The organism is Acinetobacter sp. CAU_H_60 (assembly GCF_058599385.1).
Genome location: NZ_CM178653.1, coordinates 2,698,838 through 2,722,634, shown reverse-complemented (window position 1 = coordinate 2,722,634; position 23,797 = coordinate 2,698,838). Strand labels below are relative to the sequence as shown.

The 23,797-nt window shown below is 42.4% G+C and carries 20 protein-coding genes and 1 pseudogene; 15 read left to right on the top strand and 6 right to left on the bottom strand.

Annotated features, from left to right (window positions below; translation table 11 throughout):
- Positions 1-131: 131 nt before the first annotated feature.
- From AC4MBN_RS12965 to AC4MBN_RS12900, 14 genes are all read left to right on the top strand, one after another.
- Positions 132-1,190, top strand: coding sequence for a pilus assembly protein PilM (locus AC4MBN_RS12965; RefSeq protein WP_419364035.1), 1,059 nt, complete (start codon positions 132-134; stop codon positions 1,188-1,190).
- Positions 1,190-1,828, top strand: coding sequence for a PilN domain-containing protein (locus tag AC4MBN_RS12960; protein ID WP_005233586.1), 639 nt, complete (start codon positions 1,190-1,192; stop codon positions 1,826-1,828). Before AC4MBN_RS12965 ends, AC4MBN_RS12960 begins: the two co-directional genes overlap by 1 nt.
- Positions 1,825-2,541: a type IV pilus inner membrane component PilO gene (locus AC4MBN_RS12955; RefSeq protein ID WP_180013423.1), complete on the top strand. Its 717-nt coding sequence runs from the start codon at positions 1,825-1,827 to the stop codon at positions 2,539-2,541. The genes AC4MBN_RS12960 and AC4MBN_RS12955 overlap by 4 nt, the downstream gene beginning before the upstream one ends.
- Positions 2,541-3,068, top strand: coding sequence for a pilus assembly protein PilP (locus AC4MBN_RS12950; protein WP_491880331.1), 528 nt, complete (start codon positions 2,541-2,543; stop codon positions 3,066-3,068). The genes AC4MBN_RS12955 and AC4MBN_RS12950 overlap by 1 nt, the downstream gene beginning before the upstream one ends.
- 61 nt (positions 3,069-3,129) lie before the next feature.
- A complete protein-coding gene (locus AC4MBN_RS12945) occupies positions 3,130-5,262 on the top strand; it encodes a type IV pilus secretin PilQ (RefSeq protein WP_491880330.1) in 2,133 nt (710 codons plus the stop codon).
- A 36-nt stretch (positions 5,263-5,298) separates the two neighbouring features.
- Entirely contained in the window at positions 5,299-5,835 is a 537-nt protein-coding gene (gene aroK / locus AC4MBN_RS12940) for a shikimate kinase AroK (RefSeq protein WP_180031266.1), read from the top strand.
- Positions 5,836-5,863: 28 nt separating this feature from the next.
- Positions 5,864-6,943, top strand: a complete 1,080-nt coding sequence (gene aroB / locus AC4MBN_RS12935) for a 3-dehydroquinate synthase (protein WP_491880329.1) — start codon at positions 5,864-5,866, stop codon at positions 6,941-6,943.
- Between the two features lie 12 nt (positions 6,944-6,955).
- On the top strand, positions 6,956-7,807 hold the full coding sequence (locus AC4MBN_RS12930) for a hypothetical protein (protein WP_179992175.1): 852 nt from the start codon (positions 6,956-6,958) through the stop codon (positions 7,805-7,807).
- A 450-nt stretch (positions 7,808-8,257) separates the two neighbouring features.
- Positions 8,258-12,733 (top strand): glutamate synthase large subunit, encoded by a 4,476-nt coding sequence (gene gltB / locus AC4MBN_RS12925; RefSeq protein WP_491880964.1) that lies wholly within the window; start codon positions 8,258-8,260, stop codon positions 12,731-12,733.
- 72 nt (positions 12,734-12,805) lie between these two features.
- A complete protein-coding gene (locus AC4MBN_RS12920) occupies positions 12,806-14,227 on the top strand; it encodes an FAD-dependent oxidoreductase (protein ID WP_491880328.1) in 1,422 nt (473 codons plus the stop codon).
- Between the two features lie 270 nt (positions 14,228-14,497).
- Complete coding sequence (locus AC4MBN_RS12915) at positions 14,498-15,091, top strand: LemA family protein (RefSeq protein WP_491880327.1); 594 nt, start codon at positions 14,498-14,500, stop codon at positions 15,089-15,091.
- A 37-nt stretch (positions 15,092-15,128) separates the two neighbouring features.
- The gene (locus tag AC4MBN_RS12910; protein WP_180031257.1) at positions 15,129-16,172 is read left to right on the top strand and encodes a TPM domain-containing protein; all 1,044 of its coding nucleotides are present in this window, start codon (positions 15,129-15,131) and stop codon (positions 16,170-16,172) included.
- Entirely contained in the window at positions 16,166-16,726 is a 561-nt protein-coding gene (locus tag AC4MBN_RS12905) for a TPM domain-containing protein (protein WP_491880326.1), read from the top strand. Before AC4MBN_RS12910 ends, AC4MBN_RS12905 begins: the two co-directional genes overlap by 7 nt.
- Before the next feature lie 219 nt (positions 16,727-16,945).
- Entirely contained in the window at positions 16,946-17,290 is a 345-nt protein-coding gene (locus tag AC4MBN_RS12900; protein ID WP_491880963.1) for a prepilin-type N-terminal cleavage/methylation domain-containing protein, read from the top strand.
- A 31-nt stretch (positions 17,291-17,321) separates the two neighbouring features.
- Here AC4MBN_RS12900 and AC4MBN_RS12895 read toward each other — a convergent pair.
- Positions 17,322-17,673, bottom strand: a pseudogene (locus AC4MBN_RS12895) (hypothetical protein).
- A 241-nt stretch (positions 17,674-17,914) separates the two neighbouring features.
- Here AC4MBN_RS12895 and AC4MBN_RS12890 point away from each other — a divergent pair.
- Positions 17,915-19,549 (top strand): PglL family O-oligosaccharyltransferase, encoded by a 1,635-nt coding sequence (locus tag AC4MBN_RS12890; RefSeq protein ID WP_491880325.1) that lies wholly within the window; start codon positions 17,915-17,917, stop codon positions 19,547-19,549.
- 54 nt (positions 19,550-19,603) lie between these two features.
- Here AC4MBN_RS12890 and bfr read toward each other — a convergent pair whose 3' ends face one another.
- From bfr to rpoZ, 5 genes are all read right to left on the bottom strand, one after another.
- Complete coding sequence (gene bfr, locus AC4MBN_RS12885) at positions 19,604-20,068, bottom strand: heteropolymeric bacterioferritin subunit Bfr (protein ID WP_347453508.1); 465 nt, start codon at positions 20,066-20,068, stop codon at positions 19,604-19,606.
- A gap of 226 nt (positions 20,069-20,294) precedes the next feature.
- Positions 20,295-20,489 carry a bacterioferritin-associated ferredoxin gene (locus AC4MBN_RS12880; RefSeq protein ID WP_004787097.1) on the bottom strand — a complete coding sequence of 65 codons (195 nt, stop codon included), beginning with the start codon at positions 20,487-20,489 and terminating at the stop codon, positions 20,295-20,297.
- Between the two features lie 221 nt (positions 20,490-20,710).
- Entirely contained in the window at positions 20,711-21,094 is a 384-nt protein-coding gene (locus tag AC4MBN_RS12875) for a RidA family protein (protein WP_005233608.1), read from the bottom strand.
- Positions 21,095-21,169: 75 nt separating this feature from the next.
- Positions 21,170-23,275 (bottom strand): RelA/SpoT family protein, encoded by a 2,106-nt coding sequence (locus AC4MBN_RS12870; protein WP_491880324.1) that lies wholly within the window; start codon positions 23,273-23,275, stop codon positions 21,170-21,172.
- A 217-nt stretch (positions 23,276-23,492) separates the two neighbouring features.
- Positions 23,493-23,774 carry a DNA-directed RNA polymerase subunit omega gene (rpoZ, locus tag AC4MBN_RS12865; protein ID WP_004650579.1) on the bottom strand — a complete coding sequence of 94 codons (282 nt, stop codon included), beginning with the start codon at positions 23,772-23,774 and terminating at the stop codon, positions 23,493-23,495.
- Between the last annotated feature and the right edge of the window lie 23 nt (positions 23,775-23,797).

Below are 23,797 nucleotides of genomic sequence, written 5' to 3'. Positions count from 1 at the left end.
AATTACCGGCCAGTATATCCTTTAGATATGCATATTGTTAGATGAGTTATTGTATCTATATAAAATTATAGGCCGGCACAGATTGGTGAGTTTGTTTTTATTGGGGATAAAAAAATAATAGGAATTGTATTGTGCGCAGGTTATATCGTAAGCCAAATAAGGGGTTAATAGGAGTGGATATTAGTTCGACTTCTGTTAAAGTTTTAGAGCTCTCTGTAAAGAACGGTCGGTACTGGGTAGAAAGTTATGCTTTGGTCCCACTACCAGAAAGTAGTGTCGTTGAAAAAAATATTTTAAATCCAGAAGCGGTGGGTGATGCGTTGGGGCGTGCGATTAATTTGGCCAATACCCAGTCCAGTCAGTCAGCCTTTGCGATTCCAACTTCTATGGTCATCACCAAGATCATCGAAATGGATGCTGATATGTCGGATGATGAACGTGAAATTCAGATTCGTGAAGATGCCGAACAATATATTCCTTTCCCACTTGATGAAGCCAGTCTGGACTTTGAAGTTCTGCCAGACCGTTTAACCAATCCGAACCGGGTCAATGTCCTGTTGGTAGCGACCCGAATCGAAAATGTCGAAGCACGTTCTGAAGTACTGCAAATTGCCAACCTCAATCCAAAAATTGCAGATGTCGAAAGCTTTGCATTAGAAAATGCATTCAAGGTGTTTTCGGATACCTTACCGATGGGGGTAAATACTGTCGGGATCTTGGATATTGGTCATAGTATGACGACCTTATCCGTCATGCAGAATAACAAGATCATTTATACCCGTGAGCAGGTTTTTGGTGGCAAACAGCTAACTCAGGAAATCCAGAACCGTTATGGATTGTCTTTTGAGGAAGCAGGGCGTGCTAAAAAAACCCGTGCCTTACCAGATGATTATGACATCGAAGTGCTGGAGCCTTTCCTGGATGCTTTAGTCCAACAAGCAGCACGTTCATTACAGTTCTTCTTCTCTTCATCTCAGTTTAACGAGATTGACCATATTTTATTGGCAGGGGGGAATGCCAATATTCCAGGTCTGGCAAAACTATTACAGCAAAAACTCGGCTACCGGGTCACGATTGCCAATCCATTCCTGCAAATGGGCTTTTCTCCTCAAATTGATATTAAAAAAATTGAAAATGACGCGTCCTCACTCATGGTTGCATGTGGTTTGGCATTGAGGAGTTTTGATTAATGGCAAAGATTAACTTACTCCCTTGGCGCGATGAGCTAAGAATTAAAAGAAATAATGAATTTGTAGCGATTTGCGCAGGGGCACTTTTTCTAGGATTGGCAGCAGCAGGTTCAACCTGGTTCTACTATGATCAAAAACTTCAGGATCAGGAGCAGGCCAACCAGCTGGTGGTCAGTACTAACCAGAATCTGGATGTACAGCTGAAAGCCTTGGATGGTTTACAAGACCAGCGTAATGCAATTGTTGAACGTATGAAGCTAATTCAGGGTTTACAGACTCAACGACCGATCGCAGTTCACCTGATTGATGAAATTGTACGGGTCACACCAAGCAATATGTATATTACCAAATTCCAGCGTACCGGCGATAAATTCACCATTGAAGGTAAGGCGGAAAGTCCAAATACAGTGGCTGAATTGCTACGTAATCTGGAAGCTTCTACTTGGTATCGTAATGCATTTATGAATGCTTTCCTGGTTGCTGAAGAGCCAAAAGATAAAGCGCCCTCCTCTGTGATTCCACGAGTGGAAGAATCTTATGGCAGTTTTACGGTCACGGTTGATCTGGATCAAATTGCTGAGCCAACACTTAAAGAAGGACAAACACCAGCCACAACTACAGCGGAGGCATCATCATGAGTAATGACGGATTCGATGAATTAAGCCAAGACGTAGTGGCTGTTCCTAGAAAAAAAATGACAGTTGAAAAGTTCTTTCAACAATTCAATACACTAGATCCAAATAATTATGGTAGCTGGCCATTATCAGTCAAAATCACCTGCTGGATCTTTATTGTTATTCTGGTTTTTATGCTGGGGTATTTCGGGTTTATTCGCGGCAAGATAGAAGCGATTTCACAAGCCAGTGCTCAAGAGCAAAACCTGTTAAATGAATTCCGGGAAAAGGAATCCAAGCTGCGTAATTTACAGCAGTACCAGATTCAGTTGCAGGAGATGGAAGCACGTTTTAATCAGCAATTGGAACAATTGCCGAAAGAAACTGAAATTCCAGGTCTGGTGGAAGATATTAACCTGAGTGGAGTGAACTCCGGACTGAAATTCAAGAATATTCGCCTTGAACCTGAAATCAAGCAGGAATTCTTTATTGAGCAGCCGATCGCGATTGAAGCCACTGGGGATTATCATGCCTTTGGTTCTTTTGTGAGCAGTATTGCAGGTCTTTCGCGTATTGTTACGCTGCATGACTTCACGATTACAGGGACTGAAAATAAAGAAAAGAAATCTGAAATTCCTGTCATCGATTATGTAGTGAAAGCGAAAACCTACCGTTATGTAGGCAATGCAGATGCTTCATCTACTCCAGCTACAACTGATACGCAGGGAGCTCAGTAATGAATATCATTAAAATTACTTCAGCTTTAACGCTCGGATTTTTATTGGTGGGCTGTGAATCAAGAATTGATGCAGTCAATCAGGAAATGGCCAATATTCGTAATCAACCACCATTACCGATTGAACCGGCGCCAGATTTTATTCCGACAGAAATGTTTAATTACGCAGCTCATCAGCTGAAAAGTCCTTTCCTGCCAAGCTCTTTAGCAGCTGAATTGAAAATTATGGCGGGTAAGCGGGTTTATCCGAACTTGTCACGCCAATTACAGCCTTTAGAAAGCTATCCACTCGAAACCTTAAGTATGAAGGGCAGTATGCGGAATCAGGCGGGGCAAATTCTGGCTCTAATTCAAACGCCTGATAAGGAAATTGAACGGATACAACGTGGCAGCTATATGGGACTTAATCATGGTCGTGTAACAAGAATTACGCCGACACAGATTGACTTGATTGAGATTATTCCAGATGGCCGTGAAGGATATGTGGAACGTCCACGAAGTCTGGTTTTGATTGGACCGGCGCCATAAGTTTTAAGGAATAAAAATGAATAAGAGTATTAAAGAATTTATTTTTGGGGATGCTAATACAATGAATCATGTGTTTCGTCAGTTTTCTATGGGGGCTGTCGCGATTGCTGTGATGCAAGCAGCGAGTGCGCAGGTTTCAATGACCAATGTAGTGCCAATGCAAATTCCTGGACAGGGAACTGAAATCCGGGTGATGTTTAATGGCTTGCCACCTCAGCCTCAAGCTTATCAGCTTGAATCTCCATCACGCCTGATTCTGGATTTTAATGAGGCCCAACAAAATCTAAAACAGTCTAGTATTCCAGTCGCAACTGCTGAAGCTAGTTCAGTGGATGTTAGCTCAGATGCACAGCGTTCTCGACTGACGGTGAATCTCGCTAATGCAGGTGCATTTACGACGCGTGTGGAAGGCAATACCTTTATTTTAAAAATTAATTCTGCTACTCCAGTCGCTATTGCTCAGCCAGTACAACAGCAGGTTGCTCAGGGGATTACTAATATTGGTTTCCAGCGGGGTGCGCAAGGTGAAGGACTGGTGGTAATTGATCTGGCAGGTCAGAACACACCAGTCGATGTACAGCAGCAGGGAACCAAAGTGATTGTGCGGACTCTGGGCTCCAAGATTCCGGCACATTTGACCCGACGTTTAAATGTAAATGATTTTGCTACACCCGTTTCAACGGTAGATGCAGTCAACCAGAATGGATCAGGCGTAATTACCATTCAGTCTGCGGAAAGCTATGAATATATGGCTTTCCAGACAGATAATAAGCTGACCATTAGTTTGAAGCGTCCAGAAGTTAAAGGGCCTTTACGTCCTAAATCAGTCGCTTATACAGGCAAGAAGATTTCTCTAGATTTTCAGGATATTGAAGTCCGTCGTGTTTTACAGCTATTAGCTGATTTTACCGATATTAATATGGTTGCTGCAGATAGCGTACAGGGTAATATTACCTTACGCCTCAAGGAAGTACCTTGGGATCAGGCTTTAGATATTGTATTAAAAACCAAAAATCTGGATAAACGTCGTAATGGTAATGTGATCTGGATTGCACCAGTGGCAGAACTAATTAAGGCTGAAGAAGAGGAAGCTAAGGCTTTAAAGCAAAGTACTAAACTAGCTCCAATCCAAACAGAATATATGCAACTTAGTTATGCGAAGGCGGCAGATATTGAAAAACTGATTACACAAAATAAATCAGCCCAGAACTCTTCTAACTCCTCGAATAACTCTTCCAATAATTCTAATGATGAAGATAAAGAAAGTTTATTAAGTTCACGTGGTTCTGTATCTATTGATGCTCGTACCAATACATTAATCGTGAATGATACTCAACCGTTTATTGATAAAATTCGTAGTATGGTCGACTTGCTTGATGTTCAAGTCAAACAAGTGATGGTTGAAGCTCGTGTTGTTCGTGCATCCACCGAATTTGCGAAAGAAATGGGTGTGAAATGGGGGATTTTATCTCAAGGTATTACTAATAACGATCATCTACTTGTAGGAGGTAGTGATACGACTCTTTGGGATTTAAGAACACCTGAAATTGATAGCGCGACGGGTATTCCAACTTATGAAATTCAACGCCCTAGTAACTTGAATGTTGATTTAGGTGTCGAGAATGCCGCTGGGCGTATTGCCTTTGGTTTAATTAGCCTTTCAGATTTTATGCTGGATCTTGAATTATCAGCACTCCAGGCAGATGGCTATGGTGAAGTGATTTCTACGCCAAAAGTCTTGACAGCTGATAAACAGAAAGCAACAGTAGAGTCCGGTTTGGAAGTCCCATACCAGTCGACTGAAGGGTCTGGGGCGAATGCAACAGCAACAACTGAATTTAAAGATGTGGTATTGAAGCTTGATGTTACTCCTAGCATTACACCTGATGGTAAAGTTCAAATGGCTTTAGATATCTCCAGTGACAGTATTGCTGGGGTAACGCCAATGGGTGAGTATTATCTAAATAAAAACCGTTTAAACACCAATGTACTGGTTGATAATGGCGAAACAGTAGTACTTGGTGGTATTTTTGAGCAAGAAACTCGAAATGCACAAACTAAAGTTCCTTTCTTGGGCGATTTACCTTATTTAGGTCGTTTATTCCGTAAAGATGTAAAAGCGGATAACAAGCGTGAGTTACTGATTTTTGTTACACCTCGAATTGTTAATGACAGTGTTTCAAGAAATCATTAATATATTTTGAATTTAACAAAATGAATAGGTGACTCCTTGCCAAGCAAAGAGTTTGAAACCCTGCCAAATATCTATTTGGTAGGGCCGATGGGGGCCGGTAAAACAACAGTAGGACGACATTTAGCAGAACTGTTAGGACGAGAATTTCTGGACAGCGATCATGAAATTGAGCGGAAAACAGGAGCTACAATTCCCTGGATCTTCGAAAAAGAGGGTGAAAAGGGTTTTCGTCATCGTGAAACTGTTGTAATTGATGAGTTAACCTCACGTCCACAGCTGGTACTTGCGACTGGTGGTGGTGCAATTACTCAGGCTCCTAATCGGGATTATTTAAAGCAGCGAGGCATCGTTGTTTATCTTTACACTCCAGTTGAAATTCAGCTTCAGCGAACCTATCGCGACAAAAACCGTCCCTTGTTACAAGTCGAAAATCCTGAACAGAAACTCAAAGATTTGCTTGCAGTGCGGGACCCGTTATACCGGGAAGTCGCACATTACATCATTGAGACCAATCAGGGAGCTGCACGAGATCTGGCGCAGCGTATTCTGAATCTCATCCTTCCGAAAAAATAAGTTCAGTTGAAAAAGTGGTTATCCCCTCATGAAAACCTTATATGTCGAACTCGGTGAACGTCGTTACCCCATTTTTATTGGCAGTAACTTGAATCCTCAGGAATTGCTTGAGCCTTATATTCATGGCAAACAGGTGATGGTTGTCAGTAATGATACGGTGGCACCACTCTATCTGGATCGCTATAAGGCTGCATTGGAAAATTTGGGTAAAACTGTGGCGACCTGTATTTTGCCGGATGGTGAGAAATACAAAAATATTGAGCATCTAAACCTGATTTTTGATGCATTGCTTGAGGCAGGCTTTAACCGAGACAGTACGGTTCTGGCACTCGGTGGTGGTGTTATTGGAGATATGGCCGGCTTTGCTTCTGCCTGTTTCCAGCGTGGAGTATATTTTATTCAGGTGCCAACGACGTTACTCTCTCAAGTGGATTCCAGTGTGGGGGGTAAAACCGGCATTAATCATCCACTGGGTAAAAATATGATTGGTGCTTTCCAGCAGCCACAAGTGGTGCTGGCAGATATGTCACAACTTGCAACTTTGCCGGATCGTGAACTGTCTGCGGGTCTGGCTGAAGTGATCAAATATGCCTTACTCGGAGATGAAGATTTTCTGGTCTGGTTAGAAGCCAATATGGAAGGTCTTATTACCCGTGATGAGCAATTGCTGGCCGAAGCGGTTTATCGTTCTTGTGCACATAAAGCTCGTATTGTAGCCAATGATGAAAAAGAGCAGGGTGAGCGTGCTTTACTTAATCTCGGTCATACATTCGGTCATGCGATTGAGTCTTATCTGGGCTATGGTGAATGGCTGCATGGAGAAGCAGTAGCAACCGGTATGGTGATGGCAGCAGATTTATCCCATCGCATGGGCTGGATTTCATTAGAAGACCTTGAGCGTACAAAAAAAATCATTTCTCGTGCGCAATTACCTATCGTTTGTCCTAAAATCCCACTTGACGATTTCCTAGCTTATATAGCTCACGACAAGAAAGTTTTAAATGGGCAGCTTCGTCTTGTATTATTGCAGCAACTTGGAAAAGCGGTCATTACTCGAGACTTTGATGTCGAGTTGATGCAAGAGGCGATTTTAGCTCATCAGGCATAGGTTTAAATTTTTATGACAGCATTACGTACCCCTTGGCAAAAGATTCAGCATTATTTCTGGCTGGTCTGTGGCGTATGCTGTCTATTTGCTGCCTTGGTTTTTTGGGCTATTACCGATACAGATGAAGTGGTAGAAGTAGAGAAGAAGCCGGAAACGGAAGTTGAATTACAGATTCAACCAGAAAAAGTGGCCTCAATGACCCATCTTGGTGCACTTTCTGATGAGGTTAAGCCTCTTGCTCTCAATACTCGGATTGTTGTCAATGTTAGTCATGAGCCTGAATTCCGCGGAACCAAATATATTGGTGAAGTAAAGAAACAGCATGCGATTGAGCTATTTCGTGTAGGTAATGAAGCCATTCTAAAAACCTTCCTGAAAAAGCAGCAGGATCGTAAGCCTTTTGTTTATTTAAGGCTTTCGGGTGAGAACCAGCCTGAACAATATGTATTGTTATATGGTCTGTATAAAACCGCAGCAGAAGCTCAACAGGCTTTATCAGTGCTCAATCTGAATCTGCCTAAATCCGTCCAGCCTAAAGTTGTGGCCATGCAACAATATGCCAGTCTAGTCAACAGTATGGGTTCGGAAGAACTGGCAAGTAATCAAAAACTTTATGAAATTCAGTTGAAAAATGTACCTTTACCGAAAGTCGATGAATCCGTACAGATAAGACCGAAAGCTCAACCTTCAGCACCTGTGGTCACCCCTAAAGAAAGCACCACGAGTACCACGATTGTTCGACGTGATCAGGAAGGTAATGTAGTAGATGTACAGAAATCTCAAAGTCATGTCGAAGGAAGTCCGCGCTCATCAAATGGCAATTCTCGACCTCAAGAAAACGAGATTAGTGATCCATTTAACTAGGCCGGTCTAAAATAGCGCACGGACACTTTATCTTTATTATAAATGTGCGCTTTTGGTGCAAAAAATACGCACCATAAATAATCATAATTTTTCTTTTGTAGGCTAAATCTTTGTCATTTGTGTTGTTTTGATTTTTGCTCCTTAAGTTGGCATGAAATTTGCTTTATTGGTGCATGAATTGAATTAATCTCCCTGTTTTGGCGCGAAAATGATTCGATGAATAGGCGTAATTGTCATCTTTGTTGCTTATTTTTATCTTATCCATCAGCAAAATGAATGTTATTTTTCATGCATTCCGTCTGAAAAAGGATTATGTTGAAAAGATACTCAATGATATTTTGCTCTATAAAGCTGCTTAGCTTGCGGAGTAAATCAGACAGTCACGCACAGCAGAATTTAGATTGTTTAATAGCCTATCGGGCTTAGTGAAAAGAAGGGTACGCTATGCACATGCCATCGCCTAATAATGTAGCTCCCGCTCAAGGTTTATACCAACCGGATGAGTTTAAAGATAACTGTGGTTTCGGTTTGATCGCCCATATGCAGGGTGATGCCAGTCATGATCTGGTCAAGACCGCAATTCATAGTCTAAGTTGTATGACCCACCGTGGCGGTATTGCTGCTGATGGCAAGACCGGTGATGGTTGTGGTCTATTGCTGGCAATGCCTAAAGAATTCTTCCGTGAAGAGGCCAAACGCTTAAGTGACATTACCTTAAGTGAGATTTTTGCTGTGGGTACAGTATTCCTGAATCTGGATCCAGCATTAGCTGCACATGCAAAACAAGTCCTGACGAAAGAAATTGAAGAAGAAGGCTGTCGCGTTATCGCATGGCGTGTTGTACCGACGAATAATGAGGCGCTCGGTGAGATTGCAATGCAGTCTCTACCAGCTTTTGAACAGGTGATTGTTAACTGCCCAATCGGTGTGACTGAAGTTGAATTCAACCGTAAATTGTTCCTTGCACGTCGTCGTGCTGAACAGCAGTTAACCAGTGATCCATACTTCTATGTGACGACCTTATGCTCAACTGTAATCAGCTATAAAGGACTGATGATGCCAGCAGCTATTGCTGACTTCTATACTGACCTGGCTGATGAGCGTCTGGCATCACATATCGTGGTCTTCCACCAACGTTTCTCTACCAATACATTGCCACGCTGGCCACTAGCTCAGCCATTCCGTTACTTGGCCCACAATGGTGAGATCAATACTATTACGGCTAACCGTAACTGGGCAATGGCGCGTACGCCTAAATTTGAAAACCCATTACTGCCAGGTTTGACTGAGCTGAATCCAATCGTAAACCGTACTGGTTCAGATTCATCTAGTCTGGATAATATGCTGGAAATTCTAGTGGGTGGTGGTATGGATTTGTTCCGTGCGCTACGTATGCTGGTTCCACCTGCTTGGCAGAACGTTGAAACGCTTGATGCAGATTTACGTGCATTCTATGAATTCAACTCTAAACATATGGAAGCATGGGATGGTCCTGCTGGTTTAGTTATCCAAGACGGTCGTCATGCCATCTGTATGCTGGATCGTAACGGCTTACGTCCGGCACGCTGGGTCATCACTAAAAATGGCTACATTACACTGGCTTCAGAAATTGGTGTATGGGGCTATGAACCTGAAGATGTCATTTCTAAAGGTCGTGTGGGTCCAGGTCAAATGCTGGTGATCGATACTTATACCGGTAAAGTATTAGATACTCAGGATGTGAATAATCACCTGAAACGTATGCGTCCGTACCGTGAGTGGTTACGTGAAAATGCTGTACGTCTACAAGGTAGCCCTGAGCTGGAAGAATATCTATGTGAGCGAGGCTTGAAAGGTGACAACCTGAAAGCGGCACAGAAAATGTTCATGGTAACTTTCGAAGAACGTGACCAGTTGCTGCGTCCAATCGCTGAAAGCGGTCAGGAAGCTGTAGGTTCTATGGGTGACGATACACCGATGGCGGTTCTGTCACGTCAGGTGCGTCATGTATCAGACTATTTCCGTCAGCAGTTCGCACAGGTAACAAATCCGCCAATCGATCCATTACGTGAATCGATTGTGATGTCGCTGGAAACCTGTTTAGGTCGTGAACAAAACGTTTTCGAACAGGGTCCAGAACATGCAGACCGTCTGATTATTTCAAGTCCAGTCCTGTCTAATTCAAAAATGCATCAGATCCGTACGCTAGGCCGTACAGGTTATGAGATTGCGGATATTGATCTGAACTATGCTGAAACTGAAGGCTTAGAAGCTGCGATTGCTCGTATTTGCGAAGAATCAGCGCAAGCGATTCGTGACGGCAAAACTTTATTGGTACTTTCAGACAAGAAAATTCGTGAAGGTTTCTTGCCAGCCAATGCTGTGATGGTCACTGGTGCAGTACACCACCACCTAATCAATACTGGTCTGCGTACTGATGCGAACCTGATTGTTGAAACCGGTTTTGCACGTGATCCACATCAATTTGCCGTGCTGCTTGGCTTTGGTGCGACAGCAATTTATCCGTACCTGGCATATGACGTGATCAATGATCTGGTGGCTAAAGGTGAATTGCTGGGTGATCCGGTATATGCGCAAAACAATTTCCGTAAGGGTATTGAAAAAGGCTTACTGAAAGTCCTGTCTAAGATGGGTATTTCAACTGTGGCTTCTTATCGTGGCGGTCAGTTATTTGAAGCAGTCGGTTTATCCAATGAAGTTGTGGACAAATGCTTCGTAGGTGTTCCGAGCCGTATTCAGGGTGCAACTTTTGCTGACCTTGAAAATGACCAGAAGCAACTGGCAGATTTGGCCTGGAAAAATCGTAAGCCAATCGATCAGGGCGGTATGCTGAAATTTGTTTTCGGCAAGGAATACCATGCGTTTAACCCGGATGTAATTAACTCACTGCATAAAGCAGTACGTTCTGGTAATTATGCTGACTTTAAAGAATATGCAGAGCTGGTAAACAATCGTCCCATTGCAACCATCCGTGACTTATTCAAGCTGAAAACTGACAACTCAATTCCAGTGGATCAGGTTGAGTCTGTAGAAGATATCTTGCCTCGCTTTGACTCTGCGGGTATGTCTTTGGGTGCATTGTCTCCTGAAGCACATGAAGCGATTGCGATTGCCATGAACACCATCGGTGGTCGTTCTAACTCTGGTGAGGGCGGTGAAGATCCAGCACGTTATGGCACCATCCGCAACTCGAAAATTAAACAGATTGCATCTGGTCGTTTTGGTGTAACTCCTGCTTACTTAACATCAGCAGAAGTACTTCAAATTAAAGTGGCTCAAGGTGCGAAACCAGGTGAAGGTGGTCAGTTACCTGGTGGTAAAGTAAATGGCTTGATTGCCCGTTTACGTTATTCAGTTCCGGGTGTTACCCTGATTTCACCACCACCACACCATGATATCTATTCAATCGAAGATTTATCGCAGTTGATCTTTGACTTGAAACAGGTCAATCCGCAAGCGATGGTATCGGTGAAACTGGTGTCTGAACCGGGTGTAGGTACGATTGCGGCAGGTGTTGCGAAAGCTTACGCCGATTTCATTACTATTTCTGGTTATGACGGTGGTACAGCAGCATCTCCATTATCCTCGATTCACCATGCGGGTTCTCCATGGGAATTAGGTTTAAGTGAAGCGCATCAAGCACTTCGTGTAAACGACTTACGTGGCAAAGTACGCGTTCAAACTGATGGTGGTTTAAAAACTGGTCTGGACGTCGTAAAAGCAGCGATTTTGGGTGCAGAAAGCTTCGGCTTTGGTTCAACACCAATGATTGCCTTAGGTTGTAAATATCTGCGTATCTGTCACTTGAATAACTGTGCGACCGGTGTTGCGACTCAGCAGGATCATCTGCGCCAAGAGCACTACATCGGCGAACCACAAATGCTGATCAATTTCTTCACTTTCATTGCTGAAGAAACACGTGAATGGTTGGCGGCACTTGGCGTATCTAGCCTGAAAGACCTGATTGGTCGTACCGACTTGCTGGAAATCTTGCCAGGTGAAACTGACAAACATGCTCACCTTGACCTGAGCAAACTGCTAGAGTCACATCCAGCAGCAGAAGGCAAAGCACAGTACTGTGAAGTACAGGGTAATGAACCATTCGATAAAGGTATTTTGGCTGAGAAAATGGTAGAGGAAATTCTGCCAGCAATCGAAGCAGGTACAGGCGGTGAATACAGCTTTACCGTAGGTAACTGTGACCGTTCAATTGGTGCACGTCTGTCAGGTGAAATTGCCAAACGTTATGGCAACCTGAGTATGGAAGCACATCCGGTTAAAGTAAATCTAACTGGTACAGCGGGTCAGTCACTCGGTGTCTGGAATGCCGGTGGTCTGCATCTGAAACTGGAAGGTGATGCGAACGACTACGTGGGTAAAGGTATGGCAGGTGGCCGTATCTCGATTTTCCCACCGAAAGGTTCGCCATTCCAGACTCAAAATACTGCAATTATTGGTAACACCTGTCTGTATGGTGCGACTGGTGGTAAATTGTTTGCAGCAGGTACAGCGGGTGAGCGTTTCGCGGTACGTAACTCAGGAGCCTTCGCCGTGATTGAGGGTGCAGGCGATCACTGCTGTGAATATATGACTGGCGGTATTGTGACTGTTCTAGGTAAAGTAGGCCATAACTTCGGTGCAGGTATGACTGGCGGTTTTGCTTATGTGCTTGATCTGGACAATGACTTCGTTGACCATTATAACCACGAGTTGATTGAACTGAACCGTATCTCAACTGAAGCGATGGAAGAACATCAGACCTTCTTGCTTCGCATTTTAGATGAACATATTGCAGAAACAGGTAGTGCTTGGGCGTACAAGATCCGCCATGAGTTTGATTTCTATAGTCGTAAGTTCTGGCTGGTAAAACCAAAAGCAGCTAACTTATTGACCTTGTTGAAAACAACTCAAGCTGATCCACAATAATTCCACTACTGCAGATATAGGCAGACCTAAGGTAATGCGAATAAAGCCTTGGGTCTACCCACGGAGAGAGAGATGGCAGAGCGCCTAAATAATGACTTTCAATTCCTGGATGTCGCACGCCAAGATCCAGAGAAAAAAGAGATTGACGTCCGCAAAGCAGAATTTGTGGAAATTTATAAACCTTTCACAACAGAAGTGGCTGCAAATCAGTCACATCGTTGTCTAGGTTGTGGTAACCCGTACTGTGAATGGAAATGTCCGGTTCATAACTACATCCCAAACTGGTTGAAGTTATTGGCAGAAGGCCGTATTTTCCAGGCAGCAGAACTATGTCACCAAACCAATACTTTGCCAGAAGTCTGTGGTCGTGTTTGTCCTCAAGACCGTCTGTGTGAAGGTGCCTGTACCTTAAATGATGGCTTTGGTGCAGTCACCATTGGTAATGCTGAAAAATATATCAATGACACCGCTTTCGCTTTAGGCTGGCGTCCAGACATGTCTCATGTGAAATGGACTGATAAAAAAGTGGCTATCATTGGGGCAGGTCCTGCCGGTCTAGGTTGTGCTGATATTCTGGTACGTAATGGTGTTAAGCCAGTTGTATTTGATAAACGTCCTGAAATTGGTGGTCTGCTGACTTTCGGTATCCCAGAATTCAAGATGGAAAAAGACGTGATGAAACGCCGTCGTGAAATTTTCACCGGCATGGGGGTTGAATTCCGTCTGAATACTGAAATTGGTACCGATGTCACTATCGACCAGTTACTCGCTGACTATGATGCTGTCTTTATGGGTATGGGGACATACACTTATATGAAAGGTGGCTTTGCTGGTGAAGATCTGGATGGTGTGTATGATGCACTGGATTTCCTGATTGCTAACGTGAACCGTTGCCAGGGCTGGGAAAAAGATCCATCCGAATACATCAGTGTTGAAGGCAAGAAAGTGATTGTCTTGGGTGGTGGTGATACCGCGATGGACTGTAACCGTACTTCAATCCGTCAAGGTGCTGAGTCAGTGGTTTGTGCTTATCGTCGTGATGAAGCGAACATGCCGGGCTCACGTCGTGAAGTAAGAAATGCACGTGAAGAAGGTGTGGAATTCCAGTTCAACCGTCAACCTATCGAAATCGTGGGTGAAAATGGTAAAGTGACTGGCGTAAAAGTGGTAACCACTCAACTGGGTGAACCAGACAGCCGTGGACGCCGTAGCCCAGAACCAATTCCAGGTTCAGAAGAAATTCTACCTGCAGATGCAGTATTGCTGGCATTTGGTTTCCGTACTAGTCCTGCAGACTGGTTTACTGACGTAGAAATCAACTTGGATGGTTCGGGTCGCGTACTTGCAGCCGAGCAACAGCAATACAAATTCCAGACTTCGAATCCAAAAATCTTTGCTGGTGGCGACATGGTTCGTGGTTCTGATCTGGTTGTGACAGCGATCTGGGAAGGTCGTCAGGCTGCAGAAGGTATTCTGGATTATCTTGATGTTTAATCTAATTTAATCATTTATTTAAAAAACCCGCTACGGCGGGTTTTTAATTTTTCCTCATTTTACTAATTCAGTCAGCTTAGTTCTAAGAAGTTATAGTAGATATGGATTTTAACTTATAGATATATCCAATATTAATTCGTAGCTTTGAAGCATAACGAAAGGAATAAGAACGATATAAGTAAAAAATTATAAAAATTAACAAAAAATGAGAAAAATATGTTTAAAATCAAATTAATTAAATAAATATCAATAAAGAATTGAGGATAAAAGATGATCCCTGTATTAAAAAAATCTTTCATTGCTCTGATGTTAGCCAGTACTCTTACGCTTACAGGTTGTGGCTATAACACCTTACAAGTTAAGGATGAGGCTGTGACTGCGGCATGGTCTGAAGTGCAAAACCAGTACCAGCGTCGTGCTGACTTGGTGCCGAATCTGGTGAATGTCGTCAAAGGCTATGCAGCGCATGAAGAGCAGGTATTGACTGAAGTGACTCAGGCACGCGCCAATGTGGCAGGTTTGAAAGTTGATCGTGAAGTGCTGGAAGATCCTGAACTGTTCCAGCGTTATCAGGAAGCTCAGGCACAAATGACCAGTGCCTTATCGCGTTTATTGGCCGTAACCGAGAATTATCCTGATTTGAAAGCCAATGAGCAGTTTCGTGATTTGCAGGTACAACTTGAGGGTACTGAAAACCGTATTGCGGTAGCACGTAACCGCTATATTACCACTGTACAAGATTTTAACTCTTATGCACGTCAGTTCCCGCAGGTGATGACGGCCAAAGTCATTGGCATGAATACCAAGCCAAACTTTAGTGCAGAGCAGAGTGCGCAACAGGCACCTAAGGTTTCATTTGACTAAGCTTGATCTTGGGTAATCTGCTAATAAGGTGGCTGCAATGATGCATATAAGCGCTGTAAAACTTTGTACGGGTATATTTCTCAGCCTCATTATGAGCCTGATGAATCCTGCCTGGAGTGAAACAGCAACAGCAACTGATACAGAAGAAGTGATTGTTGCACGTGAAATTTTGCAGCCTAAAACGAATACTACGGATCAAAATGTAGAATCTGCAGATACAGCACCGCAGCGCCAAATTGCCAATGATATGGCAGAAGGTCAGGTTCAGCGCGACTTGCCCACCATGAATGAGCCGGTGATTGATCAGGCAAATTTATTAACGGCAGCAGAAAAACAACAACTTAGTCAACGAATCATCAATCTTTATCAGGCAGGTAAGGCTCAGATCGGAGTAGTGATTGTCCCTACTACGGGCCAGGAAGATATTTTTGACTATTCCATGCGTGTGGCAGATCGCTGGCAACTGGGATCAAAAGAACATGATAATGGTCTGTTAATGACCATTGCAGTAAATGATCATCGTATCCAGATTTTAACGGGTTATGGGTTAGAAGGCGTTCTGCCGGATATTGTGGCTGGACGGATTATTAATAACAAAATTACACCTTTGTTTAAGCAGGGGCAGTATGCGCAAGGAATAGATGCTGGGCTGGCAGAAATCGAGCGTATTCTAAATCTGGATCCAGAAATTGCAGCTCAAGCAGCGGCTGAGCTTAAAGAACGTCAGGAACAGGCTTATAAAGCGCAGCAAGCATCTCAAGCGACTTTTGGTTCGGTTATTTTTATTATCGTCGCTGGTGTCATTGGTTCCATGATCTTTGGCAGGAAGCTGAGTGCGGCCACTGCTGCAGTAGCGGGTACCACAGCTGGATTAGTCAATGGAATGGGATTGGTTGCTAGCCTATTAATTGGTGCTGGAGTCTTCTTTTTGCTCGTGACCTCACTTGCCCAGCTGATCCTGCATGCTTTCATGGCAGGTGGAGGTCGTGGCGGTAGTAATGGGCGTGGCGGTTTTGGAGGCGGCGGCTTCGGTGGAGGCGGCGGTGGTTTTGGTGGGGGAGGAGCATCAGGCTCATGGTAACAACTACAGATACGACAGAGATTGTCACGCAGCCGAAGCTGGAAGAACATGCGCAGCCGAGTTTTAAGCGCTGGTTAAAACATTTCTTTTATATGCCGGCCACCAAGCGTTTTTTTTCCAAGCAGGATCAGCATGCGATTGCAGTGGCGGTGGAAGAAGCTGAGCATGGACATGTCGGGGAGATTCAGGTGGTGATTGAGGGCTGTCTGCCTTCACGATCTGCTTATTATCAGGATACACTTTGTCGTGCCCGACAGTTATTTGCTGAAATTGGGGTTTGGGATACTGAATATAATAGTGGGGTCTTGCTTTATTTGAACCTGTGCGAGCACAAGGTTGAAATTGTGATTGATCGGGGAATTAAGAATGCAACGACCCAGCAGGTCTGGGATGAAATCTGTCAAAACATTATTCAAAATCTGGCTCAGCAGAGGTTTAAAGAAGGTGTCATTGAAGGTGTGAAGCAGATTGGTGAAGTACTAGATCAGTACTACGATCGGAAAATAGATGATTTAGAAAATGAATTGGGGAATAAACCGATAATTTTGGGGTGATTTTAGTCAACTAATTGACAATTTTTGTCAGTTATTTACACAAAATAAAACATAGTAGTTACAAAAATAAAAATATTTTTTTAAAGTGCTGTTTTTTTTGTCAATTTTATTATAATAAAACTTGGCACACTTAGTGCTAAATATAATATTAAGCTAAATGAGCTTTTTCTTTAGGCTTATAAATAAACAAAAACATTTGTGGAGAATGTTATGAAAACTATGCAAAAGGGTTTCACCCTTATTGAATTAATGATTGTTGTAGCAATTATCGGTATTCTAGCTGCGATTGCGATTCCTGCTTATCAAAACTATACGCGTAAAGCAGCAGACAATGCATGTTTAGCTGATACTAAAGCATATACATCTAAATATATGATTTGGAAAAATGATCCAGATAACGGTCCTGAATCTGCTGCACCAACTGCACCTGAAAAATCTGCTACTTGTGAACTTGGTACCCCTTCTGCTACAGCAATTACGGCCACTATTACTAACGGAAATAGTGCAAGCGTAACTTGTAGCCTAGAAACTGGTCGTTGTAAATTAGTGGCTAAATCAAATTAATTAACTTGAACTAGAATTTAAAAACGCATCTTTAGAGATGCGTTTCTTGTCTCAACTCAAAATTTTTTAATAACAATGAATTACAAATTTTCAGCAATTTTTTATAATCCTCTTTTAATTGTTCATAATCAGTTTTAACCGCCTTGATCTTGCCTTTTGCCTGTTCAATCTGTTGTACAGGCGAAAGAACATTTTACCTTGCTTCTTGCGCAGCTTGCTCAATTGCTTTAATTTCGCATAACACTCTTCTTAATCGAACCACGCTTACGCCCTGCTTCAAGTACGATGGTATCATTATTAATTGCAGAACCTTTCAGTGGGATGGTTGGTTTATTGGTTTTTAATCGCTCTACAGCAGTATAATATTCATTGAATACGCTCATCATTGAATCCCCCATATTTACGACTTAAATTTGTTCATTATTTTAGTTAATACCATAATATCCCTGTCTATTTGCCTGTAGGGCAAACAGCTTTATACTTATATTCTCTTACTCTCTATAATTGCAAAACCGTCTTTTTGTATTTATCTGTACTGATAAAGATTTGTAGCAGGAAGATCAAATTACAAAATCACCTGCTTTTTGTTTATTATGTGCCAAACTTTCACTGCCTGATATTTCCATGAAATTCACGCTCGCTCTCATTGCAGCAATTCTTATTTCGCTCGCATGGCTTATCCCTGTGCACTATCGTCCATGGGTTACCTATACGGGTGAACTTTATGCATTTTTTGCCTTATTTGCTTTGGCTGCTATATTTCTCAAAGAAAAAATTAAGCTACCTGCGATAGGTCTACCTTTATTATTACTTGCTTGTGTTCCTGTAATTCAATTGCTAGCAGGACAAGTATTTTTCTTTAGTACTGCCATGATGGGAGTAATCTATGTTTTGTGTTTCTGGCTGGCAAGTGTACTGGGCTATAACCTTTCAACAGGGCAGCTTAACCGAGAAGCAACTTTTACCAATCTGAGCTATGTATTTCTAGCTTCAGGGACGATTACCGGTTTAATTGCACTGTGTCAGTGGTCTAATCTGGATGCAGTGCTGCCAGGTATGGTGAATATTAATGGAACCACACGACCATTTGCTAACTTTGCCCAGCCGAATAATATGGCAACTTTCTTGCTCATGTCTTTAATGAGTTGCCTCTACCTATATGAAAAGAAAAAAATCCAGACCAAATGGCTATTTTCATGTGCGGCAATTATTGTCATGGGGGTGGCTTTAAGCCAGTCTCGTACCGCTTGGGTCGCTGCCATTGCGATTATGCTGTTTCTAGCTTTCTATCAATATCAAGGTATTATTCGCCTGAAATGGTATTACAGCATTGCATGGTTCAGTTTTTTTGTGACTTGCATTGTTGCTTTTCCATTGTTGAGTCAGTTGGCTGTTCAAGCAATAGATGCAGATGTGGTACAAAGCCGTGATGTAGTTGCTCGTGCAACAGGCGATATGTCTCGTTTAGCGATCTGGCAACAAATGCTGGCTGCCATTCAGTCACAGCCATGGTGGGGCTATGGCTGGTATCAGACCAGTGTAGCGTTTGTCTCGATTAGCGATACCGTGCAAGGCCCAGTTTGGATTCGCAGTGCACATAACTTTATTATTGATTTCTTGCTGTGGAATGGGCTGGTTATTGGTCTGCCGTTCTTGGCTTATTTTGGTTATCTAGGTTATCAGCTTCAAAGATGGGTGAAAACTCCTGAGTCGGTCATTGGTATTTTAATGATTGGAGCTTTTCTTACTCATGCTATGTTCGAGTTTCCGCAGCACTATGCCTATTTTCTATTACCTGTTGGTTTTATTGTTGGTACGGTTCTAGCTCAAAATCCGAATATCAAAACCGTGACTTTACCGGCTATAGCAATGAAAATCATTTTTGGGTTTGGATTACTGTTATTAATCGTGATCTATCGGGATTATGATGTCGCTGTACCCAAACTTGGTCAAAGTATTCGTTATGAGCAACAGCCTGAAAAAATCACCAATCAACAGTCAATCTATTTGTTAACAGAGTTTAATCACCGTATTGACTGGATTCGTCTTAATCCGTATAGCAAAGCATCCCTTGAACAGATTCAAGCAGGTGAACAGATGGTATTAAGTTATCCAACTAAATATAACCTGATCAAATATGCCAAATTACTAGCTTTTAATGACTATGAAGATGAAGCCAAGCATCAGCTGCAACGCTTAAAAGTCATTCAGAAAACCGAACTCAGTTATGAGGAATTGATTCAGGATATGCCAAGGTAAATTCCCTATAAAAAAGCCAGCAATTGCTGGCTTTTTTATTGCTTTATTCACAATTTATATCTGGCTTTGAATATAGTTTTCGATACCAATACTTTCGATAAGATCTAGCTGAGTCGTAGTCCAGTCTAGATATTCCTCTTCTTTTTCCAGAATTTCTCGCACTAAGTCACGGGTTACATAATCCATCTGTGTTTCTGCCAAAGCCACAGCCTGCTGAATGACTTCAATATTTTCTTTTACTTTACGTACATCACAATGCAGTACTTCTTGAGTATGCTGGCCAATATACAATTTGCCAAGATGTTGCAGGTTTGGTAAGCCTTCCAGAAATAGAATACGTTCAATGATTTTATCGGCATGCTTCATCTGGCGGATGGACTCTTTATATTCTGCCGAACCCAGTTTTTCAATGCCCCAGTCATTAAACATGCGTGAATGCAAGAAATACTGGTTAATCGCTGTAAGGTGGTGATACAACACCTGGTTCAGCTGATTAATTACATCACGATTGCCTTTCATCGTATCACTCCATATAGCCTGTTAACCCATTTATCGCTATGGGTTTTTGATTAACTTATCTTAAATCAATCGAGCGAGCAATGGCGAGTAATTTATTGAACTGCAAATGAAAATCGCAATCAAAAAGCTTCAGGTGAAATATAAAGCAATAAAAACCCGCCAGAGTCAGAGGCGGGGGAGGAGTAATGATACGAGACCATTGATTTTATAATTATCGTTATCCGCTTTAGGCAGCAACAGCCAGCCGGGCAGCAATCTGGGAAATTTCATCACTGATGATCATACGGGCTTCTGGAGCACAACGACCACAACAAGTACCTAAGTCAAGCATTTCACGTACATCACGATAACTTTCGGCGCCATTTGCAATAGCATCTTTAATGTCTTGATCTGTAATGCCACGGCATAGACAAACGTACATAGGATACAACCACAGTGAATAAATAAGATAAGAGATATTATTGATAATTGTTATCGTTTGTCAATAAAAATCATTTGAAAATGCTTTTGATAATGATTGATGATTCAGATAAAAAAATACCACCTGAGCGGAAATCCGAGTGCTACTCGGATTTCTGCGCAAGAGCGATTTATAATTTAGAATTAAATATTGCAGGCTGGAGATTTGGTGATTTTTATAACTTATTGATTGATAACAACGATGCCATCCATCTCAACTAAAGCACCTTTAGGTAAACTTGCAACACCTAAAGCAGCACGCGCTGGATAAGGTTGAGCAAAGTATTCACCCATAATCTGGTTGACGAGTTGAAAATGAGAAAGGTCAGTCAAGAAAATATTCAGTTTCGCAATATCGGCTAATGAGCCACCCGCTGCTTCACAAACTGCTTTCAAGTTATCAAACACACGGCGAATCTGAGCTTCGATGCCTTCAACCAGTTCCATACTATATGGATCCAGACCAATCTGGCCGGATAAATAAAGCGTATCCCCGACTAGAATTGCTTGTGAATAGGTGCCTATGGCAGCTGGGGCATTTTCAGTATGGATCACTTGGCGGGACATCAATTTCTCCTTTTATCATCAACATACATCATATTAGATCAATTCAACTGACAAAAGCATTATCATTTTAAATGATTAACTGGCTTTAGAGGTTTCAGCAATATTGAGCGGTTGTTCTAAGCGGGTAATACGTGGAAAACCAAAATGCATGCGTAAATCACGAATAATCTTGGCAATCTGTTTACGGTTATGCACCACAATATTTACATAAGTTTTGCCATCATAATTACGCACCATCTCTACACCTGTATGGCCTTTACGACATTGATAAATCAGATCAGAAATCTGTTCATCGTCCATGGCCTGATCAATACAGAGATAGGCAGTAAAGCTAACATCATCCAGATCTTCAGTCGTCCATTGTAGAGGCATAATATTTTCAGGATGCATGTGTTGTTCCTGCAATAAATTATGGCAACGGGCACGATGTACAATCAGGCCACGACGAGTCAGATGACCTTGAATTGGATCACCAAGTACCGGGTTGCAGCAATGTGCGTATTTAACATCTACACCTTCTGTACCCTGAATAAGACGACCTGAACTATTTGCATTTTGATGCTGGTCATGTGCGAATAAATGGTTGGCGACCAGTTGTGGTAATAAGTCACCTACAGCAATCTGTTCAAATAGTTGCTCTTTAGTCGGAACATGACGCCATTCCAGTACATTTTTCCAGTCAGCTTCGGTCAGATCACGAATAGAACACTGGAAAAGTTTTAAGGCACGGTTGAGGGCTTGTTGACCTACAAGACGTTGTTCATCAATATCCTGATCGCGCAGGATATTCTGAATCGCGCGACGGGCTTTTTGGGTGTTAATAAAACTGAGCCAGTCCGGGTTTGGGGTTGCAAGAACATCGGTAATGACTTCAACCACCTGACCACTCAATAATGGTGTAGAAAGTGGTTTAGTTTCACCATTAATTTTGGCGCCAATAGCATGGTTACCGAGGAACAGGCTGGCGGCATAGGCAAAATCAACAGCAGTCGCACCTTGCGGCAGCTCATGCAGATGACCATGAGGGGTATAAACCCAAATTTTTTCCTGATGCAGATAATCCAGTAATTCGCTGAACGTAGTTTTGGCGCATTCACCATCAACGAGTACGTTCAGGTTTTGCATGGATGCCTGAATAGCAGAGCGACAAGCCTGAGGGGCATTTTCACCAAGTACCACACCAAAGCGTGCAGCTTTACGCATCAGTTCAGTTTGAATGGTCAGTGATAAAGTAGTCTTTTCGCCTTTTAATCGCATGGTTAACGACTGGTTGCCGCCAGGTAGAGGACGACGGATATTATCTTGGTAATTTTGAACCGTAAAACTCTCAGTCAGGATATCGGCAAGGCGGTCACAGTCGGCAATGCTCTGTAAGATAATTTCAAATGCGTGGCTATGCGTAAGTTCCTGCAGATCAATATCATTTTTTACAAAGTGACGTAATAGCTCGATATTATTGTTTTTCTTTTTAACCCGGCCTTTAATGGCATATTGCTGAAGCAGTTCATTAAGTTTCTGTTCCCACTTGGCCTGATATTCACAGCGTTTAGGTTTGGTTTCTAGAAGGGCAGCCTGGACATCATTATACATATCCAGATCCAGATTTTGATAACAGAGATGTTCCAGATTATCTGCCATTTCATTCATGCCGACCAAGCGCGCCATTGGAACGAAAATTTCAAAGGTTTCGCGGGCAATACGGGCGCGTTTATCCGGACGTAATGCTTCCAGCGTAGTCATGTTGTGATAGCGATCTGCCAGTTTCACAATAATGACACGTGGATCCTGTAAAGTCGCTTGCAGAATTTTACGGAAAGAGGCCGCTTTATTATATTCCTTATCACTAGAATGGCTGAGCTTGGTGACACCATCAACCAGCTCTGCAACCGTGCTGCCAAATTTTTCAGTAATGTCATCTTTATTGAAGTCGGTATCTTCAATGACATCATGCAGCAGCGCTGCCATTAAGGTTTCAGTATCTAGACGCATATGGGCCAGAATACAGCTCACTGCAATAGGGTGCAGAATATAGGGTTCACCACTTTTACGGGTAATGCCATCATGGGCAATATCGGCATAATCACAGGCCGCAAGCACACGTTCGACATCGCTTTCACTTAAGTACGCGTCGATAATAATTTTTAACTGTTGCTTAGCTTCACTGACCTGTGGGCCTGGCATAAAACACCTTTAAAACTGGATTTTTTAACAAATAAAACAGAGAAAGCTCGTATGAAATGTATAACATAAAGTGGGTCAGTTTTTTCATATCAACGAGTGAAAAATTTATACTGACTTTAGAGCTAACTCTTATGTTATAACCGTTCTGCGCAAAATATAAAAGTCACAGAACAAAAAAAGCCTAGTTTAAAACTAGGCTTTTTGGAATGGTTTATTCTTATTGGAAAGAAAAACCATCTAAATTTAGATTATTTGCAGAAAGAGCAAGGTCTAAACTTGAAGTTTGATAATCTTGATCACGTTGTTTCAAAATATCTTTTGATACATGACCTGCAGCGATTTCACGTAAAGCAACTACAGTCGGTTTGTCATTGTCCCATTCTACAGTTGGTTCAATGCCTTGACGTGCCAATTGACGCGCGCGTTTGCTTGCCACTAGTACAAGCTCAAAGCGGTTGTCTACATGGTCTAAACAATCTTCAACGGTTACGCGTGCCATAAGAATTCTCGTTTTGAATAGTA